At 75.3% G+C, this 10968-nt stretch carries 9 protein-coding genes; 5 read left to right on the top strand and 4 right to left on the bottom strand.

The features are described from left to right. Positions 1-86: 86 nt before the first annotated feature. Positions 87-716, bottom strand: coding sequence for an RICIN domain-containing protein (locus ABTZ17_RS33910; protein WP_352199648.1), 630 nt, complete (start codon positions 714-716; stop codon positions 87-89). 339 nt (positions 717-1055) lie between these two features. On the opposite strand from ABTZ17_RS33910, the gene ABTZ17_RS33905 reads away from it, so the two are divergent. Next, positions 1056-1700 carry a dihydrofolate reductase family protein gene (locus ABTZ17_RS33905; protein WP_352199647.1) on the top strand — a complete coding sequence of 215 codons (645 nt, stop codon included), beginning with the start codon at positions 1056-1058 and terminating at the stop codon, positions 1698-1700. Between the two features lie 136 nt (positions 1701-1836). On the opposite strand, the gene ABTZ17_RS33900 is transcribed toward ABTZ17_RS33905, so the two are convergent. The 3 genes from ABTZ17_RS33900 to ABTZ17_RS33890 form a co-directional block, all read right to left on the bottom strand. Beyond that, positions 1837-2466, bottom strand: coding sequence for a maleylpyruvate isomerase family mycothiol-dependent enzyme (locus ABTZ17_RS33900; protein ID WP_352199646.1), 630 nt, complete (start codon positions 2464-2466; stop codon positions 1837-1839). 167 nt (positions 2467-2633) lie between these two features. Next, positions 2634-3971: a diaminopimelate decarboxylase gene (gene lysA / locus ABTZ17_RS33895; protein WP_352199645.1), complete on the bottom strand. Its 1338-nt coding sequence runs from the start codon at positions 3969-3971 to the stop codon at positions 2634-2636. Next, on the bottom strand, positions 3968-4438 hold the full coding sequence (locus ABTZ17_RS33890) for an SAV_915 family protein (protein WP_352199644.1): 471 nt from the start codon (positions 4436-4438) through the stop codon (positions 3968-3970). The genes lysA and ABTZ17_RS33890 overlap by 4 nt, the downstream gene beginning before the upstream one ends. Before the next feature lie 258 nt (positions 4439-4696). On the opposite strand from ABTZ17_RS33890, the gene ABTZ17_RS33885 reads away from it, so the two are divergent. The 4 genes from ABTZ17_RS33885 (at position 4697) to ABTZ17_RS33870 (ending at position 10946) form a co-directional block, all read left to right on the top strand. Then, positions 4697-5329 carry a universal stress protein gene (locus ABTZ17_RS33885; protein WP_352199643.1) on the top strand — a complete coding sequence of 211 codons (633 nt, stop codon included), beginning with the start codon at positions 4697-4699 and terminating at the stop codon, positions 5327-5329. Positions 5330-5496: 167 nt separating this feature from the next. Continuing rightward, positions 5497-7737, top strand: coding sequence for an ATP-binding protein (locus tag ABTZ17_RS33880; protein ID WP_352199642.1), 2241 nt, complete (start codon positions 5497-5499; stop codon positions 7735-7737). Positions 7738-7861: 124 nt separating this feature from the next. Then, on the top strand, positions 7862-8845 hold the full coding sequence (locus tag ABTZ17_RS33875; protein WP_352199641.1) for a hypothetical protein: 984 nt from the start codon (positions 7862-7864) through the stop codon (positions 8843-8845). 346 nt (positions 8846-9191) lie between these two features. Then, complete coding sequence (locus ABTZ17_RS33870) at positions 9192-10946, top strand: FAD-binding dehydrogenase (protein WP_502994959.1); 1755 nt, start codon at positions 9192-9194, stop codon at positions 10944-10946. Positions 10947-10968: the final 22 nt, after the last annotated feature.

Below are 10968 nucleotides of genomic sequence, written 5' to 3'. Positions count from 1 at the left end.
GCCCCCGGAGGGCGACGGCCGCCGACGGGCCCGCCCTCGCCCGGGAATCCGTCATGGCGGGCGGGAGCGGGCGGCCCGGGGGAGGGTCACACGATGAAGAAGGTCCATTGCTGGTTCAGCGCCCCGGCGCCGAGGCACTTCCACTGGAACACGTTCGCTCCGTTCGCGGTGGACGCGCCCGCCACGTCGAGGCACTTCCCGCTGTGCTGGGCGATGATGTTGTAGGTGTAACGCCCGTTCTGGATCCGCTCGTTGGTGACGTACCAGCGTTGGTTGCGGGCCGGGTCCGCGAGGCAGTCCCACTGGAAGACGTTCGCGCCGTCGCCGAGCCCCGCCCCCGCGACGTCCATGCACTTCCCGCTGTGCACCGCCCGCAGGCGGAAGACACCGGCGGCCGCGGGCTCCAGGGACCACTGCTGGTTGTACTGGGTCGAGGAGAGGCAGCTCCACTGGAACACGTTGGCACTGTTGGCCCCCGAGGCGCCCTCCACGTCCACGCACTTGTCGCTGTGCGCGGCCCTGATGCGCAGCCGTTCGGCGGCCACCCCGGCACCCCCGGCGAGCGCGGACAACCGTACGGAGCCCGCCACGGGTGCCACCGTGGTGGCGGGCGCCGCGGCGGACGCGGTGGCGGACGCGGTCTGCGGGACGGTCAGCGCGCCGAGCGCCAGCGCGACCAGGGCCGCGGTCGTGCCCGTGCGTACCGAATGCCTCATGGGTTCTCCCGTGATCGAAACCGTGGTGGGTACGGGAACCACCGCCCCCCGTTCCGGGCGGAGAGGCCGCCCCGCGGCGGTTCCCGTCGACCGCCAGACTGGGCGGCGGCCGGGTTGTTGCGCTGCGGGTCGCGGGCGCTGAAACAATCCGGAGCGGCCCCGGGCTCACGGCCCCTGCCCCCGGCCCGAGGAGTCCGATGCCGGTGTCCCGAGAATCCGACCCCGGTGTGCCGATGAGTCCTCGCCCTCCCGCCGGTCTACCTTGCGAACGGAACGACGACCGCGCTCGACGACCGCGCACACCGGTCGCGCTCGACGACCTCGCACTGGGAGTACGCCATGGGCCTGATCCACATCGAAATGTTCGCCACCCTCGACCTGGTGGGTCAGGCGCCCGGCGGCCCCGACGAGGACCCGGAGGGCTTCCCCTTCGGCGGCTGGCAGGCACCCCTGCTCGACGAGGTCGGCGGGGCCCAGGTGGGGGCCGCGTACGAGAACACGGACGCCCTGCTCCTCGGCCGCCGGACCTACGACATCTTCGCCGGCTACTGGCCGCACCAGAAGGGCGGCGAGGACGCCGGGATCGCGGACCTCTTCAACGCCGTCCCGAAGTACGTGGCCTCGCGCGGTCGCCCGGAGCTGACCTGGGCCGGTTCCTCCCAGCTCGGCCCGGACCTGGCGGCCGCGGTGCGCGAGATCCGGGAGCGGCACGAGCACATCAAGGTCGTGGGCAGCCTCGACCTGGTGCAGACCCTGCTGCGCGAGAAGCTGTTCGACCGGCTGGACCTGTGGCTCCACCCGATCGTGCTGGGGGTGGGGAAGAAGGTCTTCGACGGGGGCGCGGTCCCCACGAACCTCACCCTCCTCGAACCGCCCGCGGCCGGTCCGAAGGGCACGGTCTACCTGCGCTACGGACTCGCCGACGGCACCCCCGCCACCGGCGACATGGGCGCACCGGACCGAGGCGTGGGCGACGCCGCCTGAACCGGCGGGACCGACTCGCTGCCGGGCGACACCGCCCGAACCGGCGGGGCCGGACCGACGCGCCACCGGACCTACTCGCTGCTGGGGCGGGCGTCAGCGCCCGACCGGGCCGGGTCGGCTCCCGGCCGGCGGACGGCTACCGCCCACCCGCCGTCAGTACCTCGCCCCCCGGACCGGAGAGGTCCGCCCAGGCGGCCCGGCGCCCCGACACGGCCAGCAACAGGGAGAGGGCGGGGCCCTGCACCACCGGCCCCGTGCCGATCGCCGGACCGGAGTCCGTCGGGGTCAGACGCACCCGGGCCACCAGCTCCTTCGCGCCGCCGAAGGAGGCCGGGGTCCGCGTCTGGAGCCGGAGCGCCCGGACGACGGCCTCCTCCGGATAGCGTCGGGTCAGGCCCAGCGGCCTGCGGACGTCCTCACCGTGGACGACCTCCTCGACGAGGCGGCTGTCGAGGGGCGCGGGCGGGGTCGAGGTCCGCGCCGCGACCTGCCGCAGCCGCCCGAGGGTGTCCTGCGGACCGTCCCCGCGCTCGCGCGCCACGCCCCGCGCGTTCTGCCGGTCGAAGTCGAACCGCGCCCCGACCAGCCCGACGACGAAGCCGAGGCGGGTCGTGCGGGCCGTGTCCACCAGGTGCGCGGCCACGTCGTGCACGGTCCAGCCCTCGCACAGCGAGGGAGACCGCCACTGCCCCTCGTCGAGCCCCGCCAGGTCCTCGATCAGGGCCGCGCGCTCAGCGTGCACCAGAGCCCACACGTCCGTCGTCATCCCGCTCGCTCTCCTCTCACCGCCACCGCCCACCTGCCCCACCGCCCCAGTCTCCCCCGCCCGGCGTCCGTTCCGCCGGACGCGACCGGACCGGGCAACGATTCCGAGCGGCCGGTTGGGGGAGGCGGGCGGAGGGAGGGAGAGACCGGGCGAGGGCCGAGGGTCCGCTACGCGCCCACGTCGCGGGCCCGTAGGTCCGCCAGGGTCTCGCGGCGCACCAGGAGCCGGGCGGTTCCCCCGTGGACCGCGACCACCGGGGGCCGGCCGACCATGTTGTAGCCGGAGGCCATGGACAGCTGGTACGCCCCGGCCACCGGCACCGCGAGCAGGTCGCCGGGCCGGACGTCGCCGGGCAGCTCCACTCCGGCGGCGAGCACGTCGCCGGCCTCGCAGTGCCGTCCCACCACCGTCGCGGCGCGCGGGGCCGCCGAGGAGGTGCGGCCGATCAGCCGCGGCGCGTAGCAGACTCCGTAGAGGGCGGGCCGGGGGTTGTCGCTCATCCCGCCGTCGACCGCGACGAACACGGTGTCCCCGGTGTGCTTGACGGCCAGGACCCGGTACACGGCGACCCCGGCCGGACCGACGACGGCCCGGCCCGGTTCGAGGGCCAGCCGGGGCACCGGCAGGCCGACGGCCGCGCAGGACCGCGCGAGCTCCTCGCGCAGTCCGCGGGCGAGCGCGGGCAGGTCGAGGGCCGCCTCCCCGGGCCGGTACGCGATGCCGTGCCCGCCCCCGAGATCCAGTTCCGGCAGGACCCGTCCGTGCAGGTCACGGATCCGGGCCAGCAGCCCGACCATCCGGTGCAACGCGCTCAGATACGGTCCGGTCTCGGCTATCTGCGAGCCGATGTGGCAGTGCAGACCGGTCAGTTCGAGCTGCGACTGGCTCAGGACGCGGTCCACCGCGTCCAGCGCGGACCCGTCGCCGAGGGAGAGCCCGAACTTCTGCCCGTCCGTCCCGGTACGGATCTTCTCGTGGCCACCGGCGGCCACGCCCGGCACCACCCGCACCATCACCTTCTGCCGGCCGCCCGGGCCGACCGCCGCGGCGATCCGGGCGATCTCCGAAGGGCTGTCGATGACGATCCGCCCGACCCCGACCCGGAGCGCGGTGTCCAGGTCCTGCGGGGACTTCGCGTTGCCGTGGAGCACGATCCGGTCCGCGGGAAACCCGGCCACCACGGCCAGTTCCAGCTCACCGGCCGAGCACACGTCCAGGCCCAGCCCCTCCTCGCGGACCCACCGCACCATCGCCCGCGACAGGAACGCCTTCGCCGCGTAGAGGACTTCGGCCTCGGGGAAGGCGTCGCGGTAGGTCCGGCACCGGTCCCGCACCTCGCCCTCGTCCAGGACGTACACGGGGGTCGCGAACCGTTCCGCCACCTCCGTGAGCCCCACTCCGCCGACCGCCAGACCGCCGTGCGGGAGCCGCGCGGTCGACGCCGGCCACACGGACAGGTCGTCCTCCGTGCCCGGTTCCGGGGACGGCACCACAGCCGTGGTCATCGCGCGGTCCCCCTTTCCCGCCGCACGGACTCCGGCGACACCCGCCGGGCATCCGAAGGTGAGGCGGGCGGGGAGGTCACGGACGCGGCCGTCGAAGCGGATCCGGGGGTGCCGGTCGCGCCGGTGACGACGGCGGACGCGCCCGCGGGAACCGAGGGAACACCCGCGACGGTCCCGGCGACCGGGGGAGCGGTCAGCGTCGGGTCGACGGTCAGGGTCACCGCCCCCAGGGGTTCGGCCATCGCCCGGAGCGCGGACGCGGAGAGCCGGATCCACGGCTGCCCGGCCCCGAGGGTCGCGGCCAGCCGCTCCGGATCGGTGAAGCCGACCGCGGTGCGCGCGCCGAGGGGCGTACGGAACATCCGCAGCACCACCTCGCGGGTACCCGACCGGACGGGGACGTGGAGGAGTCCGGCCGGGACGCGTTCCTCGGGCTCGGGGTCGTCTTCGTACTGGAACAGGCACATGGGGCCCTCCTGGGACCGTGGACGGTGTGCGGTGCCGCCGCGGCGAACGCGGGGAGGCGGTCCGGGCGGCACCCGAAAGCTATCCCCGCCGCCCGGCCCGTCCGGCCCCCTCCTGACGGGATCCTGACGGTGCGCGGCGCAGTCCATACGGAGCGCTGACACGGACGGGCCGGAGGCGTCAGCGACACGTCAGGATCGCGTCATCCCGCGTCAGGAGACCGTCAGCGAACCGGCCGCGACCCCCACCGGCGCGTTGGGATGGGACCGATCAGGACGGGCCGGGAACGAACCGAGGGGGAAACCGTGTCGAAGGTGGTCGTCGGCGTGAGCGAGGGGCTCGGGGGTCTGGCGGCCCTCCACCGGGCCGTCGTCGAGGCGCGGCTGCGCCGGGTCGAGCTGTGCGCGGTCCTGGCCTGGCAGGCCCCGGGCGGCGGGCCGGCGGCCCGCGCCTCCTGCGGGGCACCGACCCTGGAGCTGTGCCGGTCGGCGGCGGCCGACCGCCTGCGCGCGGTCCTGGACACCGCCTTCGGTATCGGCACGGCCGTCCCCCTCACCGGCCCCGCCGGCCCAGGCCCCGCTCCCGCTCCCGCTCCCGGCCCCGGACCCGGCTCCTTCGCCTCCCTCCCCGCGCTCACGGCGCTCACGGTGCGGGGCGCGGTGGGCGAGGCCCTCGTCGACGTCGCGCGGGACCCGGAGGACCTGCTCGTGGTGGGTTCCGGCCCGCGCGGGCCGATCCGGCGGTTGTTCCGCCCCTCCGTGGCCCGGCAGGTCCTCGCGCACGCCGCCTGTCCGGTGCTGGTCGTCCCGCCGTCCCCGCTGCGCGCGGCCTACGAGTCGGTGCACCGCCGCAACACCTGGCACCTTCCCCTCGACACCCGCGAACTCGCCTGACGCGGATGGCCCCGGGCCGAGGCCGTCCCGCGCCTCCTCCCCGCGGGCGTCCCACCGCGTCCCCGCCCCGCCACGCCACGTTTCAGCTGCAAACCCGAGTCGGGCATAATTCCGCGGGAGAGGTACGGCGTTCCGGCTGGGCCGCAACGACCAGGGGACATCCACACATGGGCACCGGTACACCGGCCACCGGCGGCTTCGGCGCGCTCCTGCACGGTCTGCGGATGAGGGCGGGGCTCAGCCAGGAAGAACTGGCGCACACCTCGGGGGTGAGCGTGCGGGCCCTGTCGGACATGGAGCGCGGCCGCTCCCGGGGGCCGCAGCGCCGCACCGTGCGGGCGCTGGCCGAGGCATTGGGCCTGGACGCGGCCGGGGCCCGCGAGCTGGAGCACATCGCGAGCCTGGGGCGTCCCCGCCCGACCCCCGCGGCGGAGGTCGCGCCGCCGCCGGCCGCCGTCCCGTACGCGGGCGCTCCGGCCGAGCCCGCTCCGGTCGAGGCGCCCGACCTGCTGCCCCGCGCGCCGCGCGGATTCCACGGCCGAGCCCCGGAGCTCGCCGCCCTGTCCCGCGCGGCCACGGGCGAGGCCCCCGTCTGCCTGGTCATCGGGCCGGCCGGAGTGGGGAAGACGGCCCTCGTACTGCACTGGGCGCACCGTGGGCACGCCGGTGCCTTCGACGGCCGGCTCTACGCCGACCTCCGCGGCTTCGGTGACACGGGCGAGCCGGCCCTCCTGGAGGTCCTGCGCGAGTTCCTGTCGGCCCTGGGCGTCCCGCAGCACCGGATGCCGGAGTCCGCGAACGCCGCGGCCGGGCTGTTCCGCTCGCTGGCCGCCGACCGCCGGCTCCTCGTCGTACTCGACAACGCCCGTGACTCCGAGCAGGTCAGGCCGCTCCTGCCGGGCGGTGGCCGGTGCGTCACCGTCGTCACCAGCCGGCACCGGCTCCCCGGCCTGATCGTCACCGACTCGGCCCGGCCCGTGGCCGTGGACGTGCTCGGGCCGGAGGACGGCACCTCGCTCCTGTCCGGCGTCCTCGGCGTCGAACGGGTGGCCGACGAGCCGGTGGCCGCCCGCCGGCTGGCCGAACTGTGCGGGGGACTCCCGCTGGCGCTCCGCGTGGTGGCCGCCCGGCTGGCCCAGCGGCCCGGCCGGTCGCTGGAGGCGATGGCCGCCGAACTGTCCGACGAGAACCGCCGGCTGGCCCTCCTCGACGTGGAGGACAGCGGCGTCCGGGCGGCGCTCCGCCTGACCCTGCACCAACTCCCCGAGGAGGTCTCCCGCCGGTTCGCCCAGCTCGGTCGCCACCCCGGCACCCACCTCGACCGGTACGCGGCCGCCGCCCTCGCCGACACCGACCCGCTGTCCGCCGAGACCACCCTCGAACGGCTGGCCACCGCCCACCTCCTGACGGAGACCGGGCCCGGCCGCTGGACGATGCACGACCTCGTACGGCTCTACGCCCGCAGCCTGGAGGCCGGACCGGACCCGCTCCGGCGCGTCCTCGACCACTACGTCGCCACCGGCCTCGCGGCCGTGGCCGCCGCCGAGCCCGGCAACGAGGAGTGCTTCCCGCTGCCCGCGGACCACCTGCCGCCGCGCTCCGTACGGGAGTTCACGGACCGGTCCGCCGCCGTCGCCTGGTACGCGGCCGAACGCGACGACCTCACCCAGGCGGTGGCCGCGGCGCACGCGGCCGGACTCCACGGCAGGACCTGGCGGATCGTCCTGACGATGTGGCCGCTGATCGTGTGGCGCGTCCGCGACGGCTGGGCCCCCCTCCTGGAGACCGCCCTCGAAGGGGCGCGGGCCGACGACGACCGGCACGCCGAATCCCGGGTGCTCAACGTCCTCGGCTGGGTGCTCGTCGAGGAGGGCCGGATGGCGGAGGCCCTCACCCACCTCGGGGCCGCCTCCGACCTCGCCGCCCGGTCGGGCGACGCCGTGGCCGAGGCGAACGCCCTGATCGTCCTGGGCGTGGCGCGGTCCCAGCTCGGCCGCCTCGACGAGGCCGCCGAAGGCTGCGAACGGGCCGTGGAACTGGCCCGCAAGGCCGAGGACCGCACCATCGAACGCCTGGCCATGCAGCACCTCGCCCGACACCGGGCCGACTCCGGGAAGTGGCACCAGGCCCTCCACACGGCCACCGAGGCCCTGTCCTTCGAGGACCGGACGGGCACCACGGACATCCCCGGCATCCTGCTGCTCATGGTCCAGGGCGAGGCGCTGCTCGGCCTCGGCGACGAGGCCGAGGGCATCCGCCGGCTCGAACGGGCCGCCCGGGAAGCGGAATCAGCCGGTTACGAGGACGGCGCGGTCCGCGCCCTCCGCGCCCTGCTCCGGGCCTCGACGGACCCGGACCTCCAGGCCCGCTACGACGCGGCCGTCACCCGCCTCACCACGCGGACGTGACCCGCCTCACCACGCGGACGTGACCCGGGGCGGTTGAGCCGCCCCCGGCCCGGGCGGCACCCGACCGGAGCCCGCTCCGGCCCGCCTCCCGGGCGGGCCGGCGTCGGTGGGGGACAGTGGGCGCATGGTCGAGGGCGATGGCGAGGCCGCGGTGGCGGCCGGGGTCGAGGCGGTGGCGGTCGAGCTGTACGGGCTGCGACCGGAGGAGTTCACGGCGGCCCGCGACGCCCACGCCACCCGGGCCCGCCGGGAAGGCGACCGGGACGCGGCGAAGCGGATCGCGGCCCTGCGCAGACCGACGCTCGCCGTATGGGCGGCGAACCTCCTCGCCCGCGACGACGCCGAGCAGGCCCGGCGCCTGCTGGAACTCGGCCAGGCCCTGCGGGAGGCCCACCGGACCCTCTCGGGCGAGGAACTCCGCGCGCTCTCCGCCCGCCGGAACGGCGTGGTCGCGGCGATGGCGGCGGAGGCCCGCCGCCTCGCGGACGAGGCGGGGCACCCGGTGTCCGAGGGGGTCGGGCACGAGGTGGGGGAGATCCTGCGCTCCGTCCTCGCCGATCCGGAGGCCGCCGCGTCCTGGGCGCGGGGCATCCTGGACCGGGCCCCGTCCTCCGCCGTCGACTTCACCGGCCTGGAGCCCCCGCCCGAGGCACCACGGGCCCCGGCCGCCCCGGCCGAGGGCGAGACGGCCCGGCAGACCCCGGAATCCGACACCAAGGCCACGACGACGTCGGACGCGGGAACGGGAGACCGGTCCGCGGAACGGGCCCGAGCCGCCGAAGAGCGGAAGGCGCGCCGCCACGCACGGGCGGAAGCGGACCGCACCGCCCGGGAACGGGACCGAGCCGAGAAGGATCTCGCACGGGCGGAACAGGACCTGGAGCAGGCCCGTACCGCCCTGGACGCGCTCGACCGGCAGGTCACGGAACTCCGGGAACAGCTCGACCGCGCCCACGCGGAGCGGCCCCGCCTCGCCGCCGCCCACAAGGAGGCCATCGACCGTCACCGCCAGGCCGCCGACCTGGCCACCCGCACCAGGACCGCCGCCGAACGGGCCGAAGCGGCCCTCGCCCCACCTGCCGACCCCGAAGTCCCGCGACGCCCCTGACCCCGAGCGCGCAGGTCGGTCCGTCGCCCGACATGATCCGAGCGACTCGACTCGACTCGACTGGACGTCCTGCCGTGAACCTGCGGTCGGTTCACCGACGGTCCGTCAACTCTGTTTGAGACAGGCTGAGTTCGTGCAAGTCGTGGTCTGGTCCTCGCGGCACCGGGTGCCTTACCGTCGGCACTACCGGCCGGTAGTTTCCCTTGCCTTCGCGCCCGCTCGTCCCTTGCCCCCTGTCCCCTGTCCCCCATGGAAGGCCGTCATGGTGAACGTCGCACACACGTCCGCGGTTCGGAGCGACGGAGACGGAAGCGGGGGTGGAGGCGGTGCCGGGGAGCGGATCGGGGTGTCGCGCCGGCGGGCCCTCGCCGTGACCGGCGGGGTCCTCGCCGGGGCCGCCCTGGCCGCGCACTCCTTCCCGGCCTTCGCGGCCGAGTCCCAGCACGCGGACGCGATCGTGGTCGGACACGGCCTCGCCGGGCTCGTCGCGACGGCCGAACTCGCCGCCGCCGGACGCCGGGTGCTGCTCCTCGACCAGGAGCCGGAGGCGAGCATCGGCGGCCAGGCGTTCTGGTCCTTCGGCGGGCTGTTCTTCGTCGATTCGAGCGAACAGCGCCTCATGGGCGTGAAGGACTCCCACGACCTGGCCTGGCAGGACTGGCTGGGCACGGCGGGCTTCGACCGGGGTGTCGACGACCCCGGCGGTGCCGACCACTGGGCCCACAAGTGGGCCGAGGCGTACGTGGACTTCGCCTCCGGCGAGAAGCGGTCCTGGCTGGCCGGGCTCGGCATGCAGTGGTTCCCGATGGTGGGCTGGGCCGAGCGCGGCGGTGGCCTCGCGGACGGTCACGGCAACTCGGTGCCCCGCTTCCACGTCACCTGGGGCACGGGACCGGCCGTCGTCGAGCCGTTCGAGAAGCAGGTGCGGGCCGCGGTCGCGAACAAGAAGGTCTCGTTCAGGTTCCGGCACCGCGTCGACGAGCTCGTCACGACCGGGGGAGTCGTCACCGGGGTCCGCGGGGCCGTCCTGGAGCCCAGCGGCGCGGCCCGCGGCACCCCCAGCTCCCGCACCGTGGTCGGTGAGTTCGAGTTGCGCGCTCCCGTGGTGGTGGTCACCTCCGGAGGCATCGGCGCCAACCACGAACTGGTCCGCCGGAACTGGCCCGCGCGCATGGGCACCCCGCCCGCCACGATGGTCACCGGGGTCCCCGCGCACGTCGACGGCCGGATGCTGGCCATCACCGAACGCGCGGGCGGCCGCATCGTCAACCCCGACCGCATGTGGCACTACACCGAAGGGCTCCGCAACTACGCCCCGATCTGGCCCGGCCACGGCATCCGCATCCTGCCCGGCCCCTCCTCGCTGTGGTTCGACGCGAAGGGGCGCAGGTTCGGCGCCCCCGACCTCCCCGGCTACGACACCCTGCACACCCTGAAGTCGATCACGGACACCGGCTACGACTACTCCTGGTTCGTCACCACCCAGAAGATCCTCGCCAAGGAGTTCGCCCTCTCCGGCTCCGAGCAGAACCCCGACCTCACCAACAAGGACATCTGGAAGCTGCTGTCCCGGATCTGGCAGAGCCCGGAGCCCATCGAGCGGTTCAAGCAGCGCGGCGAGGACTTCGTGGTCGCCGGCACCCTGCCCGAACTCGTCACCGGCATGAACCGCCTCACCGGCGACGGGCTCATCGACCTGGCCGACCTCAAGCGGCAGATCGAGGCCCGGGACCGCGAGATCGAGAACCCCTACACGAAGGACCTCCAGGTGATGGGCATCCGCAACGCCCTCGCCTATCCCGGGGACGCCCTCAGCCGCACCGCCTCGGCGCACCGGATCCTCGACCCGTCCGCCGGCCCGCTCATCGCCGTCCGCCTCAACATCCTGACCCGCAAGACCCTGGGCGGCCTCCAGACCGACCTCGCCGGCCGCGTCCTCGGCGCCTCGGGCAGCCCCGTCCCCGGCCTGTACGCGGCCGGGGAAGTGGCGGGCTTCGGCGGTGGCGGTGTCCACGGCTACCGCTCCCTGGAAGGCACCTTCCTGGGCGGCTGCATCTTCTCCGGCCGCCAGGCCGGCCGAGCCGCCGCCGCGGCCCTCTGAACCGCGCCGCCCCGGAAGCCGC

Origin of the sequence: Streptomyces sp. NPDC097619 (assembly GCF_040302735.1) — a bacterium.
Classification (GTDB): Bacteria; Actinomycetota; Actinomycetes; order Streptomycetales; family Streptomycetaceae; genus Streptomyces.
Note: the sequence above shows the minus strand (reverse complement) of the source record. Positions and strands in the feature narration are given on the sequence as shown.

Excerpts from the sequence above, each read along its gene's own strand:
- ABTZ17_RS33910 (WP_352199648.1), bottom strand. The coding sequence starts at position 716 with ATGAGGCATTCGGTACGCACGGGCACGACCGCGGCCCTGGTCGCGCTG.
- ABTZ17_RS33905 (WP_352199647.1), top strand. The coding sequence starts at position 1,056 with ATGGGCCTGATCCACATCGAAATGTTCGCCACCCTCGACCTGGTGGGT.
- ABTZ17_RS33900 (WP_352199646.1), bottom strand. The coding sequence starts at position 2,466 with ATGACGACGGACGTGTGGGCTCTGGTGCACGCTGAGCGCGCGGCCCTG.
- lysA (WP_352199645.1), bottom strand. The coding sequence starts at position 3,971 with ATGACCACGGCTGTGGTGCCGTCCCCGGAACCGGGCACGGAGGACGAC.
- ABTZ17_RS33890 (WP_352199644.1), bottom strand. The coding sequence starts at position 4,438 with ATGTGCCTGTTCCAGTACGAAGACGACCCCGAGCCCGAGGAACGCGTC.
- ABTZ17_RS33885 (WP_352199643.1), top strand. The coding sequence starts at position 4,697 with ATGGGACCGATCAGGACGGGCCGGGAACGAACCGAGGGGGAAACCGTG.
- ABTZ17_RS33880 (WP_352199642.1), top strand. The coding sequence starts at position 5,497 with ATGGGCACCGGTACACCGGCCACCGGCGGCTTCGGCGCGCTCCTGCAC.
- ABTZ17_RS33875 (WP_352199641.1), top strand. The coding sequence starts at position 7,862 with ATGGTCGAGGGCGATGGCGAGGCCGCGGTGGCGGCCGGGGTCGAGGCG.